Raw genomic sequence first — 13,050 nt, 5'->3', positions numbered from 1 at the left:
GCTATTCTTGCGCTCTCAAACCATCGCCACTGCGCTGAATTACCGCTCCGTCAGCCGCGGCATCAGTTCGACGAAGTTGCACGGCTTGTGGCGGACATCGAGCTGGCTCGCGAGGATGCCGTCCCACGCGTCGGTGACTGCCCCGGTCGAGCCCGGCAGCGCGAAGATATAGGTGCCCCGCGCTACCCCCGCAGTCGCGCGCGACTGGATCGTCGAGGTGCCGATGCTCTGATAGCTCAGCCAGCGGAAAAGCTCGCCGAAGCCGGGGATTTCCTTGTCCCAGACCCGCGCCAGCGCTTCGGGGGTCACGTCGCGCCCGGTGACGCCGGTCCCTCCGGTGGTGAGGATCACGTCGATTTCGGGGTCGTCGATCCAGCCGTGCAGCCGGCTGACGATCGTCTCGGCATCGTCGCGCACGACGGCGCGGCCGGCGAGTTCGTGCCCGGCGCCGGTCAGCCGCTCGACCAACCGGTCGCCCGAGCGGTCGTCAGCCAATGTTCGCGTGTCCGAAACCGTGAGCACTGCGATCCGGACCGGCCGGAACGCGATGCTTTCGTCAATTGCCACCGGCGACCTGGGTCATGGCGGGAAGACGGCGCGGCGCGATCGACGCGCTGACCTTGATCGCTTTGGCGCCCGGCAGCCCGGGGAATTTGGGCCACAGCCCCTGGGTCAGCGCCGACCGGCTCGCCGAGGCGCGGCCTTCCTGATTCTCGTACATCCAGTAATTGCGCAGCACGGTCATCACATAGCCGCGCGTCTCCCAATAGGGGATGCTCTCGATGTAGAGCAGCGGATCGCCATTGTCCTTGCTCATGCTGTTCCACAAGGCGACCGGAGTCGGCCCGGCATTGTACGCGGCGATCACCTTGGGCAGCAGCCCGCCGGTGAACGGCTGGTCGCGCAACTGCTCGAGATAGGACTGGCCGATCTCCATGTTGACCGAAGGCTTGGTAAGGTCGCTCGCGGCATAGGTCACCCCGTGACGGCGGCCGACATCGGTAGCGGCGCCGGTCTTGACCTGCATCAGCCCCATCGCGCCCGCTGCGCTGCGGACCTCGGCATTGAAGCGCGATTCCTGCAAGGTGTGCGCGAACACCAGTGCCTTGTCGACCCGCCAGCCGCCCGCGGGGGTCCAGTTGGGCGAGGGGTAGCGCGCCTGCACCAGAGGCCGCGCGCCGGCGGGGCCGTTGTGCGAGAGCCAGAGCTGGGTGGCGGCAAGATTGAAGCGGCCGGCGAGGCGCGTGAGCGCGGCATGGTCGCCGGGGGTGCAGAACCTGGCTTGGTGGCGCAGCACTTCGTTGGCAAGGCCGTCCTCGCCGATTTCGGTCAGCGCCGCGGCGACGCGGATATTGGGGCGGCGTTCGAGCGTGCGCCAATCCTCGGCGACGAAGCGCTCGCCCTTGACCGGTTTTTCCTGGATGCCGAGCGCGGCCTTGGCGAGCAGCCCGTAATAGGTCTCGCCGAACTGCGCCGCCGCCTTGAGCCGCACGCTGACCTTTTCGGGCCGCCCGCATGCCATGTCGGCGCGCGAGGCCCAATAGAAGCCGGCCGAGCGGAGCTCGGTGTCGGTGGCGCGGGTCGCGACGCGCTCGAAGGCGTCGGCGGAGGCGTGGCAGTCGCCCTGCCGCCATGTCGCGAGCCCGGCGACCCAATCGGCCTGGCCGACCCATGGTCCGATGCCGAGCTGCGCCTTCTCGGCGACGCGCCGGGCATTGCTGTCGTCGCCGGCGACATAATAGATCCACGCGACCTTTTGCTGCCATTCGGTCAGCGCCTCGGGCGTGAGGTCGGCGGCGAATTTCTCGACCACCGCCTCGGCCTGGACGCCGTCATCAGCCTTGACGAAGGGCTGGATCTCGATCGCCACCGACGTCGCCGCGGTGTCGCTCTTGATCGAGCGCGCGCGCTGGCGGACCGGCGCGCCGTCGAACCAGATCAGGCGCTGGGCGGCGGGAAGGTCGGGCGTGTCGAGGGCGCCGCGCGCCTTGGCCATGCGGACCAGTTGCTCGGCCTGCGGCAGATCCGGCGCTTCGGAAAGCAATGCCATGATCGCCGGAAGCTCGACCTTGGGCGATCCCTTGGCGGTGTAGAGCTCGGCGCGGGCGAGCGCGTGGAGCGGGCCCGGCTTCATCGAATCGAGCTGGAGCTGGGCATCGGTCCATTGCCCGGCGCGGATCGCGGCGAAGACTTTCCGATACCCGCTGCGCTGATCGCTATCGAGCTGGTCGGGGATGCCGTCGCCGTCGCGCGCGGCTGCAGGCGCGTTGCTCGCGCGGCCATCCACGGTCAGGTCGTCGGCATGGGCCGCGGCAGGCAATGCGAGCAGCGCCGCGGCAAAGATGGTACGCTTGATCACTCGGTCCCCCGGCTCAACAGCAGAAGATGCTTCCAGGCTTCGCTTTTGGCGGCTGGCCGCTCCAGCAGGAAACGGGGATGGAAGCTCGCCGCCGCACGCGTAATGCCACCGAAATGGTTAACGTCGCGTATAGGATTTGTTAGGGATTCTCCACTCGTCTCAGCCAGCACACGGCTCGCCGATTGTCCGAGCAAAAACAGCCGCTTGGGTCCGAGCAGGGTCAAATGGTGCCGTGCCAGCTCGAGCAGGCGCGCCTCGTCGTCGGGCGCGATCCGCCCGGTCACCGGCCGCGCCCAGGCGAGCGGCAGCAGATATACCGATTCGCGGCTCTGGCCGATCGCGGCGAGCATCTTGTCGAGCAGCCGGCCGGCCGGTCCCGACAGCAACTGGTCGGAATCCTCGACTTCGGGAACGTCGGTGACCAGCACCCATTCGGCATCGGCCGGACCGGTCGGACCCAGCCGCGGCGCGTGCCATCCGGCCTCGGGTGCGGTATCGCCGAGCCGCCACGCAACGAACGCTTCGAGCGTGTCGGGCAGCGTCTCGACCACCGGTTCCGCTACGGCAGCCTGCGCCTCGACGGCCTGCGCCGGCGGCGCGATCCGCGCCAGCCAGTCGCGCGCCTCGTCCTCGACGAGCATGTCGACCCCGGCGTCGCGCCACCATTCGAGCGCGCTCGCGGCGGCCTTTTGCCAATCCTGAACCGGTTCCCCTCCCATACCCTATCTTTGAATCCTTGTTGACGCCGCGGTCAATCTGCCTCCAATCGCAAGCAGACAGGGCGTTGCGCAAGCGCGACGACAGGCGCGCGCCACCGTCCACTGGAACGACTCGCAAGGGATTAAGAGGATGAGCGAACGAGAGTCGATGCCCTATGACGTCGTGATCGTCGGCGCAGGCCCCTCGGGGCTCGCCGCGGCGATCCGGCTCAAGCAGCTGGCCGGCGAGACCGGGCAGGAGCTGTCGGTGTGCATCCTCGAAAAGGGATCCGAGGTCGGCGCGCATATTCTGTCGGGCGCGGTGGTCGATCCGCGCGCGCTCGACGAACTGCTCCCCGATTGGCGGACGCAGGATTGCCCGCTCGCCCGCACCCCGGTCACCGAGAACCATCACTGGATCCTCAGCGCGAAGGGCAAATCGGCCTTTCCCGAGTTCATGACGCCGCCCTACCTCCACAACAAGGGCACCTACACCGGCTCGCTCGGCAATCTCTGCCGCTGGCTGGCGGGCAAGGCCGAGGAACTCGGCGTCGAGATATTTCCCGGCTTCGCCGCCGCCGAGATCCTCTACGATGACGACGGCAGCGTGAAGGGCGTAGCCACCGGAGACATGGGCGTCGCGCGCGACGGTACGCATAAACCCGATTACGCCCCCGGGCTCGAACTCCATGCGAAGTACACCCTGTTCGGCGAAGGGGTCCGCGGCCATCTCTCGAAGCAGCTGCAGCGTCAGTTCGCACTGTGTGAGAATGCCGACCCGCAAGTCTATGGAATCGGCATCAAGGAATTGTGGGATGTGGATCCCGCGAAGCACAAGCCCGGCACGGTCATCCACACCCAGGGCTGGCCGCTCAAGGAAGGCGAGTCCAATGGCGGCGGCTTCCTCTATCACCAGGCCGACGGGCAGGTGGCGCTCGGTTTCGTGCTCTGGCTCAATTACAAGAATCCGTATCTCTCGCCCTTCCACGAGATGCAGCGCTGGAAAACGCATCCCGAGATCGCGAAGATCCTGCAAGGCGGCAAGCGCGTCTCCTATGGCGCCCGCGCGATCAGCGACGGCGGCTGGCAGTCGGTGCCGAAGCTGGTGATGCCCGGCGCGGCGCTGATCGGCGACACCGCCGGCTTCCTCAACGTGCCGCGCATCAAGGGCACCCACACCGCGATGAAATCGGGGATGATGGCGGCCGAAGCCGCCTTCGCCGCGGTCCATGCCGGCCGCAGTGGCGACGAACTCGCCGCTTATCCCGAAGCGTACAAGGCCAGCTGGGTCGAGAAGGAGCTTCGCGGCGTCCGCAACGTCGTGCCTCTGGTCAAGAAGTTCGGCGACACCTGGGGCACGCTCTTCTCGGGCGTGGCGATGTGGATGGAGCTGATCGGGCTGCGCTGGCCGTTCACCATGAAGCACCACCCCGATCACGAGAGCCTGTGGCACGCCAGCGAAGCCACGCCGATCGACTATCCCAAGCCCGACGGCGTATTGACCTTCGACCGGCTCTCCTCGGTGTTCATCTCGAACACCAATCACGAGGAGGACCAGCCGGTCCATCTGACGCTCAAGGATCCCGATATCCCGATCGGCTACAATCTCCCCATATACGCCGAGCCGGCGCAGCGTTACTGTCCGGCGGGTGTGTACGAGGTCGTTGGAGAAGGCGATGATCTGCGTTTCCAGATCAACGCGCAGAATTGCGTGCACTGCAAGACCTGCGACATCAAGGATCCCACCCAGAACATCAACTGGGTGGTCCCCGAAGGCGGCGGCGGGCCCAATTATCCGAACATGTAGCGTCCTCGGCCTGCTCCTCGCCGGAGCGCCGCTCGCCCAGGCCGCGCCCGATCCGACCGCCTATGTCCGCGCCCGCGCCGCCGATGCGGCAGGCGCGGCGCAATTGGCCTCGGCCGGCTATGCCGAGGCACTGAGCGCGGCGCCGGCGGACGAGATCATCGCGATGCGCGCCTGGCGCCAGGCGCTGGCCGCGGGCGATTATGTCCTCGCCAGCCGCGCCGGCGCCACGCTGGTCAAGGCCGGCGTGGCGCCCCCCGACACGGCATTGCTCGCGCTGGCGATGGCGCTCGAGAGCGGTGATCCGGTCGGCGCGGAGAATGCCGTGAATCTGCTCGCCAAGGGGCCGTTCGATTTCCTCGCGCCGGCGCTCAAGGCGTGGCTCGCCTTCGATCGCGGCGAGGACGCCGTGGCGCTGCTCGACGCTGCGCCGGGCGACGCGCTCGCGCGCCGCTACACGCGCCGTCACCGCGTGCTGCTGCTCATCGCGGCGAAGCGCACCAGCGAGGCGATGGCCGCGCTCGCCGCGGAGCTCGCCACCGGCGCCGGCGACGATGCCCGGATCGACGCCGCCTTGCTGCTCGGCCGGACCGGCGCGCGCGAACAGGCGAAGCGGCTGCTCGCCGGCGATCGGCCCGAATTCGCGCGGCTGCGCAAGCAGCTCGGCAAGCAAGGCAGGCCCGATGCCGCCCTGGGCGCCGCGCGGATGTTCCTCGAGCTCGCGGTCGAGATCGCCGGCCAGGAGATGCAGCCGCTGTCGGTGGTGCTGACCCGCGCCGCCTTGCTGCTCGATCCGCGCGACGATCGCGCGCGGCTCTATCTCGCCGAGGCGCTGTCGCAAGGCGGGTCGCACGATCTCGCGCTCGGCGTGCTCGCCGAAATCCGCAAGGACAGCCCCTTCGCGCGCGGCGGCGCGGCGGGCCGGGTCGCGGCGCTGCGCCGGGCCGGCCGGGTTCCGGAGGCGCTGGCGCTCGCCGGGGCGCTGGCCAATGACGGCGGCGCGACCGGAGCCGACAGCGAGACCTGGGGCGACATGCTCGTCGATCAGGGTCGCTTCGATCAGGCTGCTTCGGCTTATGCCGCGGCGATCCTGCGGCCGGGCGGCGAGAGCAACTGGATGCTCCATTATCTCCACGGCCGCGCGCTCGATCGCGCCGGGCGGTGGGGCGAGGCATTGCCCGCGCTCCAGCGCGCCGTCGCTTTGGGCCCCGAGCAGGCGCCCGCGCTCAAATATCTCGGCGATGCCCAGATCGCGCGCGGCGAGAACCTCGTCGAGGCGCAGGCACTGCTGGAACGCGCCCGCACGCTCGAGCCCGACGACGCCGAGATCGCCGATTCGCTCGCCTGGGCGCTGTTCCAGCGTGGCGAGATGGCGCGGGCGTTGCCGCTGCTCGAACAGGCGGTGAAGGGCGATCCTTCCGCCGCGCGCGCCAACGAGCATCTCGGCGATGCCTATTGGCGGCTCGGCCGGCATTATGAGGCGCGCTATGCGTGGCGCGCCGCGCGGCTGACCGCGGAGAACGACGCGACCGCGCGGCTCGAAGCCAAGCTCGCGCATGGATTGAAGCCGCGGACCAATTGATGCTGACCGAGATCGCGCGCGCCAAGCTCAATCTGGCGCTCCATGTCCGCGCCCGCCGCCCCGACGGCTATCACGAGCTCGAAACCCTGTTCGCATTCGTCGAATATGGCGACGTGTTGCGCGTTGCCCCGGCCGCAGCGCCGTCGTTCCACGTCAGCGGCCCGTTCGCCGCTGCGCTGGCCGGGGAGGGGGACAATCTCGTCACCCGCGCCGCCGCCCGCTTTGCCGGCATCTTCGGCGGCGGTGCGCACGCAATCGCGCTGGAAAAGCATCTGCCGGTCGCCTCGGGGATCGGCGGCGGCTCGGCCGATGCGGCCGCCACCTTGCGTGCGCTCGCCCGGCTGCACCACGTCGCGCTCGACGACCCGCGGCTGTTTGAAATCGCCGATGCGCTCGGCTCGGACGTTCCCGCCTGCCTGCTCGGCAAGACCGCGATCGGCAAGGGCAGGGGCGAGCAGCTCGAACCCGTTCCCGGCACGCCCGGCATCCCGGTGCTTCTGGTCAATCCCGGCGTCGCGGTGTCGACCGCCGCGGTCTTCCGTCGCTGGGACGGGGTCGATCACGGCCCGCTCCGCGCCGACCCGCTGGCCGGCCGCAACGATCTCGAAGCCCCGGCCCGCGCGATCGCCCCGGTGATCGGCGAGGTCCTCGAAACACTGGCCGCGCAGGACGGCGTCACCCTAACGCGCATGTCGGGCTCGGGTGCGACCTGCTTTGCATTGTTCGAGAACGAAGCGGCTTGCGCGAATGCGGCCACCCGCATCGCCCGCCCCGGCTGGTGGCGCGTCGAGACCCGACTCGGCTGAATATCGTCATCCCGGCGAATGCCGGGATCCCAGGCCGCGAGCGGCCGGCCGGCGGCGCGAGGTCCCGGCGTTCGTCGGGACGACGAACAAAGCGAAAGTTCCCCTCTTGTTCTTGTGGAACAAATGCGATACATGCTGTTCGCACACGGTTGAACGGCAGGGTCAAACCCTCTAGCGACGGGGATACGAAATGGCAGCTTCCCTCAAGGTGATCGACGGCAACATGGCAGTATCCACGGACAAGCAGAAGGCGCTCGACGCCGCACTGGCGCAGATCGATCGCGCCTTCGGCAAGGGCAGCGCGATGCGTCTCGGCTCGAAGGAGACGATGCAGGTCGAGGCGATCTCGACCGGATCGCTCGGGCTCGACATCGCGCTCGGCGTCGGCGGCCTGCCGCGCGGCCGCGTCATCGAAGTCTATGGCCCCGAAAGCTCGGGCAAGACCACGCTCGCGCTCCACGTCATCGCCGAGGCGCAGCGCACCGGCGGCACCGCCGCATTCGTCGACGCCGAGCATGCGCTCGATCCGGTCTATGCCAAAAAGCTCGGGGTCAATATCGACGAGCTGATCGTCTCGCAGCCCGATACCGGCGAGCAGGCGCTCGAGATCGTCGACACCCTGGTCCGCTCGAACGCGATCGACGTGCTCGTGGTCGATTCGGTCGCCGCGCTGGTTCCGCGTGCCGAAATCGAAGGCGAGATGGGCGACAGCCATGTCGGCCTGCAGGCGCGTCTGATGTCGCAGTCGCTGCGGAAACTCACCGGCTCGATCAGCCGCTCGCGCTGCATGGTGATCTTCATCAATCAGCTGCGCATGAAGATCGGCGTGATGTACGGCAATCCCGAGACCACCACCGGCGGCAACGCGCTCAAATTCTACGCCTCGGTCCGTCTCGACATCCGCCGCACCGGCCAGATCAAGGATCGCGACGAGATCATCGGCAACGCCACCCGCGTGAAAGTGGTCAAGAACAAGGTCGCGCCGCCGTTCAAGCAGGTCGAGTTCGACATCATGTACGGGCAGGGCATCTCCAAGATCGGCGAGATCCTCGATCTCGGGGTCAAGGCCGGGCTCGTCGAGAAATCGGGCGCGTGGTTCAGCTATGACAGCATCCGCATCGGCCAGGGCCGCGAGAATTCGAAGACGTTCCTCAAGGAGAATCCCGAGCTCTGCACCCGGCTCGAAGTTGCGATCCGCAATCGTACCGATCAGGTCGCCGAGGGGCTGATGGCGGGTCCGGAGCCCGACGACGATCTCTGAGCGGATGCGCTTCGCCTGATCACGATCAGATTTTCGACCGCACCGGCGTGCACTGCGCCCGCGGCGGTCACGGGCTCGGCCCATCGGAAGACCCGGCGCATTGCCCTGCGCCGGGTCTTTCGGTTTGTTGCGCCACCCCGTAACTTGATTGCCGATTCACCGGGAAAAGTGTGAAATTGAGGCGAGGAAATCCAACATGATCACCGTTCACCACCTCGAGAATTCACGCTCGCAGCGCATCCTCTGGCTGCTCGAGGAGCTCGCTTTTCCCTATGCCGTCAAGCGGTACGAGCGGAACAAGGCGACGATGCTCGCCCCGCCCGAGCTGCGACAGGTTCATCCGCTCGGCAAGTCGCCGCTGATCGACGATGACGGGACCGTCGTCGCCGAGACCGGCGCGATCGTCGAATATCTGGTCGAGAAGGGCGATGGCCGCCTCGGCCCGCCCGCGCACCGCGACGATGCCCTGCGCTATCGCTATTTCCTCCATTATGCCGAAGGCTCGCTGATGCCGCCTCTGTTCACCAAATTGGTGCTCAGCCGGGTGCCCTTGCTCGGCAAGATGGCGCAGAAGAAGTTCCAGCCGATGATCCAGGTCCATCTCGATTTCGTCGAGGCCGAGCTCGCCGCGCGGCCATGGTTCGCCGGCAAGGAATTCACTGCCGCCGACGTGATGATGAGCTTCCCGCTCGAAGCCGCCGTCAAGCGCGCGGGCGCCACCGAGGGCCGCCCGCACATCGCCGCATGGCTCGGCAAGATCCACACCCGTCCGGCCTATCGGGCCGCGCTGCAGGCCGGCGGGCCCTATGCCTATGCGTGACGGGTAGCGGCTGGCTTGGTTGCGCCAAACATCGTCATCCCGGAAGCCGATTTTCTTCAAATCTCCGATTTGAATAGAAAATCGAGCTGTCCGTGATCCACCATGAGGCGCGTATCCAGCGGAGAGGTGGGCTGAAGGCTTTTCGGCGTAAAACCTTGCGGTTTTCCGGGAAAGCCTAACATCCGGGATGACGAGAATATGGCTCGAACGAGTGAACGCGCATAATTGGCGCATCGGTCGCCGCGCATGCTTGCAAAATAGGTTTTCGCCTGCTTGCGTGATCGCGCCGTAACCCGGCCGCTCCTTGACCGGGTCAATGCCCCCGCGAAACGCAACTTCCCGCGCAACAAAGTTACGCAATCAATCGCGTTTCGGTGAACTTTGTCAATTTAGGCCGGCGCAGCCCTCAATGCTTGCCGTAATCCTCGAATCGGTCTTCGTCGCCGGGAAGCGGCGCGCGCGGCAGCACGATCGCCTCGTCGGGGGACTGGGCCGGGTCGAGCTGGCCCTCCCAGCGCGCCACCACCGTCGCGGCGACCGCATTGCCGATCACGTTGGTCGCGGTGCGGCCCATGTCGAGGAAATGGTCGACTGCGAGGATCAGCAGGATACCCGCCTCGGGGATCTGGAAATGGCTGAGCGTTCCGGTGATCACCACCAGGCTGGCGCGCGGCACGCCGGCGATGCCCTTGCTGGTGATCATCAGCATCAGCAGCATCGTGATCATCGTCCCCCAGTCGAGCGGGATGCCATAGGCCTGCGCGATGAAGATCGACGCGAAGGTCATGTACATCATCGAACCGTCGAGGTTGAACGAATAGCCGAGCGGCAGCACGAAGCTGGCGATCCGCGGCGGCACGCCGAACCTGTCGAGCGCCTCGAGCGTCCGCGGATAGGCGGCCTCGGACGAAGCGGTCGAGAAGCCGAGCAGGATCGGATCGCGGAGATAGCGCAGCAGCGTGCCGGTGCGCGGCCCGACGAACAGGAAGCAGGCGCCGAGCAGCACGGCCCACAACACGAAAAGGCCGATGTAGAAGCTGCCCATGAAGTAAGCGAGATCGCCGACCACGCCGAGCCCGCGCGTCGCCAGCGTCCGCGCCACCGCGCAGAACACCGCGATCGGCGCGAACAGCATCACATAGCCGGTGACGGTCAGCATCACCGAGACCAGAGCCTCCAGCCCGCGCAGCAGCGGCGTGGCCTTCTCGCCCACCGCGGCCATGCCGACGCCGAAGAACAAGGAGAAGATCACCAGCTGGAGGATGTCGTTGGTCGCCATCGCGTCGATCGCCGAGGTCGGCACGATGTGGATGAAGAACTTCGCCGCATCGAAGCCCGAGCGATCGACGCCGCTCGATGCCGCGGCGTCGGGCAGCGGCAGATTGAGGCCCACGCCCGGCTGGAGCACATTGACGAGGATCAGCCCGAGAGTCAGCGAGACGAGGCTGGCGGTGACGAACCACAGGAACGCCTTGATCCCGACCCGACCGATGGCGCCGGTGCCGCCCATATGCGCGATGCCGACGACGAGGGTCGAGACCACCAGAGGCGCGATGATCATCTTGATCAGATGGAGGAACATCTGGGTCGGAATGTCGAACCAATAGCTGATCGCCGCCAGCCGCGCGGTGCCGCCGGCGCTGCCGTCGTCATAGGCGATATTGAGCCCCCAGCCGATCAGCCCACCCAGCAGCAGCCCGGCCAGAATGAACCATGTCAGTCGCTTGCCCACGAATATCCCCTGGAAAAAGTTCGCGGCAGGGAAGGGGATTGTCGCCGCCGGGTCAAGGACCCTATCGCGGCTGTCCACGCAATATTTGCCGGAGTCGCCCGATGACACGCCATTCCAGCCTCAGCCGCCGCACGCTGATCGGGGCGGCCGGCGCGGCGCCGCTGCTGGCATTGCCGGGCCTGCTCCGCGCCGAGGAACCCGATGTTTCCGACCTGCGCGACATCACCGGCGGTGCCGTGCCGATCGGCCGCGAGGAGCGCCTTGCCCGGATCGTGCGGGCGCAGGCGCTGATGAAGGCCGCGGGAATCGGCGCGGTGCTGATCGAGCCCGGCTCGTCATTGCTCTATTTCACCGGGGTGCGCTGGGGCCGCAGCGAGCGGCTCACTGCGGCGATCCTGCCGGTCGAGGGCGAGCCATGCATCGTCACCCCGTTCTTCGAAGAGCCCTCGGTCCGTGAGAGCCTCGGCATCCCCGCCGAGATCCGCGTCTGGCAGGAAGACGAGGATCCGCTCGCGCTGGTCGCCGGCTTTCTTCGGGAGCGCAAGCTCGCGGCGCGGCCGGTCGGCGTCGAGGAAACCGTCCGCTATTTCGCCGTCGACGGGCTCCGGCGGACGCTTCCCGCCGCGCGGATCGTCTCGGCCAATCCGGTCGTCCGCGGCTGCCGGATGATCAAGACCGCGCCCGAGATCGCGCTGATGCAGCTTGCCACCGACGTGACCATCGCCGCCTATCGCTGGACCTTCCCGCGGATTCGCGAAGGCATGAGCAATGCCGACATCGCCGCGCTGATGGCCGCCGCCACACGCAAGCTCGGCGGCTCGGTCGAATTCAATCTGATCCTGCTCGGCGAGGCGGCCGCCTATCCTCACGGCACGCGCAAGCCGCAACGGGTCACGCCGGGCGAAGTCGTGCTGATGGACTGCGGCTGCACCGTGCAGGGCTATCAGTCCGACGTGTCGCGCAGCTTCGTGTTCGGCAAGGCGAATGCCGAGCAGCGCAAGGTATGGGACGTGGTCGCGCGCGGCCAGCAAATCGCGTTCGCGGCGGCGAAACCCGGCACGCCCGCCGGCGCAGTCGACGATGCCGTCCGGCGTTATTACACCTCGCTCGGCTACGGCCCCGGTTACAGGCTCCCCGGCCTGTCGCATCGCACCGGCCACGGCATCGGCATGGACGGCCACGAGCCGGTCAATCTGGTTCGCGGCGAGAAGACCAGGCTGGCGCCGGGCATGTGCTTCTCGAACGAGCCGGGAATCTACATCCCCGGCAGCTTCGGCATCCGCCTCGAGGATTGCTTCCATATGACCGCCTCGGGCCCGGAATGGTTCAGCACGCCGCCGGAATCGATCGACCGACCCATGGCCTGAGAGCCCGAGACTTTTGCGGTCGGCCGTGCTAGGCTCTCCGGGCGATTTCGGGAGGCCTTCATGCCCTGGAACAGCTTGCTGGCCGGCGCGACCGGCGGTGTCGCCATCTTCATCGTCTTCGCCGTCCTGCTCGGCCAGGGATTCATCTCTTCGCTGCTCAAGCTGATCGATACCCAAGCCCACCAGATCGAACTGCGCAACGACCTCCTTCTCAGGGCGATGGACGGCTATGACCAGCAATTGGCGAAGACACGCGAGACCCGCTACCTTGAGCTTTGGGCGCTCACTGCGCCGCTCCCCAAATGGCCACGGAACCAGGCGTTGACCTTCAGCCGGCTCGAAAAGCTCTCGACGGAGCTGCGCGACTGGTATTTCGCCGGCGGCGGCCTCTATCTCTCGCAGGAGGCGCGCAAGGTCTATGGCGCGGCGCAGGAGGCGATCTGCACCAGCCTCGGCCCAGGGAATGAGGAAGCCGTACCGGATAGCGTCTATGACGCGATTCAGCAGGCGCTGTCGCTGTTGCGGACCACGCTGACCACCGATCTCGCCACGCGCCGCGAAATTCACGCTCTCGAAGCAATTCGGAAGCTCTGACCGCCCGATCGATGCGTTTCACTTGAG

At 67.3% G+C, this 13,050-nt stretch carries 11 protein-coding genes; 7 read left to right on the top strand and 4 right to left on the bottom strand.

Translation table 11 applies throughout. From position 1 onward, the window contains the following. Positions 1 to 39: 39 nt before the first annotated feature. Genes moaB through Q9Q95_RS06740 form a run of 3 tightly spaced genes read right to left on the bottom strand, consistent with a single transcriptional unit; the run spans position 40 to position 3,078 of the window. Positions 40 to 567, bottom strand: a complete 528-nt coding sequence (moaB, locus tag Q9Q95_RS06750) for a molybdenum cofactor biosynthesis protein B (protein WP_306095229.1) — start codon at positions 565 to 567, stop codon at positions 40 to 42. Beyond that, positions 557 to 2,359 carry a lytic transglycosylase domain-containing protein gene (locus tag Q9Q95_RS06745; RefSeq protein ID WP_306095227.1) on the bottom strand — a complete coding sequence of 601 codons (1,803 nt, stop codon included), beginning with the start codon at positions 2,357 to 2,359 and terminating at the stop codon, positions 557 to 559. The genes moaB and Q9Q95_RS06745 overlap by 11 nt, the downstream gene beginning before the upstream one ends. Beyond that, entirely contained in the window at positions 2,356 to 3,078 is a 723-nt protein-coding gene (locus Q9Q95_RS06740) for a uracil-DNA glycosylase family protein (protein WP_306095223.1), read from the bottom strand. The genes Q9Q95_RS06745 and Q9Q95_RS06740 overlap by 4 nt, the downstream gene beginning before the upstream one ends. Before the next feature lie 130 nt (positions 3,079 to 3,208). Between Q9Q95_RS06740 and Q9Q95_RS06735 the strand changes: the two genes are divergently transcribed. From Q9Q95_RS06735 to Q9Q95_RS06715, 5 genes are all read left to right on the top strand, one after another. Then, positions 3,209 to 4,864, top strand: a complete 1,656-nt coding sequence (locus Q9Q95_RS06735) for an electron transfer flavoprotein-ubiquinone oxidoreductase (RefSeq protein WP_306095221.1) — start codon at positions 3,209 to 3,211, stop codon at positions 4,862 to 4,864. 103 nt (positions 4,865 to 4,967) lie between these two features. After that, entirely contained in the window at positions 4,968 to 6,443 is a 1,476-nt protein-coding gene (locus Q9Q95_RS06730; RefSeq protein WP_306095219.1) for a tetratricopeptide repeat protein, read from the top strand. Continuing rightward, positions 6,443 to 7,249, top strand: a complete 807-nt coding sequence (locus tag Q9Q95_RS06725; RefSeq protein ID WP_306095217.1) for a 4-(cytidine 5'-diphospho)-2-C-methyl-D-erythritol kinase — start codon at positions 6,443 to 6,445, stop codon at positions 7,247 to 7,249. Before Q9Q95_RS06730 ends, Q9Q95_RS06725 begins: the two co-directional genes overlap by 1 nt. 190 nt (positions 7,250 to 7,439) lie before the next feature. Further along, positions 7,440 to 8,510 (top strand): recombinase RecA, encoded by a 1,071-nt coding sequence (recA, locus tag Q9Q95_RS06720; RefSeq protein WP_306095215.1) that lies wholly within the window; start codon positions 7,440 to 7,442, stop codon positions 8,508 to 8,510. A gap of 196 nt (positions 8,511 to 8,706) precedes the next feature. Continuing rightward, entirely contained in the window at positions 8,707 to 9,330 is a 624-nt protein-coding gene (locus Q9Q95_RS06715) for a glutathione S-transferase family protein (protein ID WP_306095213.1), read from the top strand. Between the two features lie 406 nt (positions 9,331 to 9,736). On the opposite strand, the gene Q9Q95_RS06710 is transcribed toward Q9Q95_RS06715, so the two are convergent. After that, the gene (locus Q9Q95_RS06710) at positions 9,737 to 11,062 is read right to left on the bottom strand and encodes a dicarboxylate/amino acid:cation symporter (RefSeq protein ID WP_306095212.1); all 1,326 of its coding nucleotides are present in this window, start codon (positions 11,060 to 11,062) and stop codon (positions 9,737 to 9,739) included. Positions 11,063 to 11,163: 101 nt separating this feature from the next. Here Q9Q95_RS06710 and Q9Q95_RS06705 point away from each other — a divergent pair, with 101 nt between their 5' ends. Beyond that, entirely contained in the window at positions 11,164 to 12,429 is a 1,266-nt protein-coding gene (locus Q9Q95_RS06705; protein WP_306095210.1) for a Xaa-Pro peptidase family protein, read from the top strand. Positions 12,430 to 12,489: 60 nt separating this feature from the next. Continuing rightward, positions 12,490 to 13,023: a hypothetical protein gene (locus tag Q9Q95_RS06700; RefSeq protein ID WP_306095209.1), complete on the top strand. Its 534-nt coding sequence runs from the start codon at positions 12,490 to 12,492 to the stop codon at positions 13,021 to 13,023. The last annotated feature ends 27 nt before the right edge of the window (positions 13,024 to 13,050 follow it).

It is taken from the genome of Sphingomonas sp. DG1-23, assembly GCF_030730875.1.
Taxonomy (GTDB): domain Bacteria; phylum Pseudomonadota; class Alphaproteobacteria; order Sphingomonadales; family Sphingomonadaceae; genus Sphingomonas.
The sequence above is the reverse complement of the archived record's forward strand: the minus strand, read 5'-3'. Positions and strand labels throughout refer to the sequence as shown.

Bases quoted from the DNA above. Each gene is read 5' to 3' on its own strand.
- Q9Q95_RS06740 (WP_306095223.1), bottom strand. From the start codon at position 3,078: ATGGGAGGGGAACCGGTTCAGGATTGGCAAAAGGCCGCCGCGAGCGCG.
- Q9Q95_RS06735 (WP_306095221.1), top strand. From the start codon at position 3,209: ATGAGCGAACGAGAGTCGATGCCCTATGACGTCGTGATCGTCGGCGCA.
- Q9Q95_RS06725 (WP_306095217.1), top strand. From the start codon at position 6,443: ATGCTGACCGAGATCGCGCGCGCCAAGCTCAATCTGGCGCTCCATGTC.
- recA (WP_306095215.1), top strand. From the start codon at position 7,440: ATGGCAGCTTCCCTCAAGGTGATCGACGGCAACATGGCAGTATCCACG.
- Q9Q95_RS06715 (WP_306095213.1), top strand. From the start codon at position 8,707: ATGATCACCGTTCACCACCTCGAGAATTCACGCTCGCAGCGCATCCTC.
- Q9Q95_RS06705 (WP_306095210.1), top strand. From the start codon at position 11,164: ATGACACGCCATTCCAGCCTCAGCCGCCGCACGCTGATCGGGGCGGCC.
- Q9Q95_RS06700 (WP_306095209.1), top strand. From the start codon at position 12,490: ATGCCCTGGAACAGCTTGCTGGCCGGCGCGACCGGCGGTGTCGCCATC.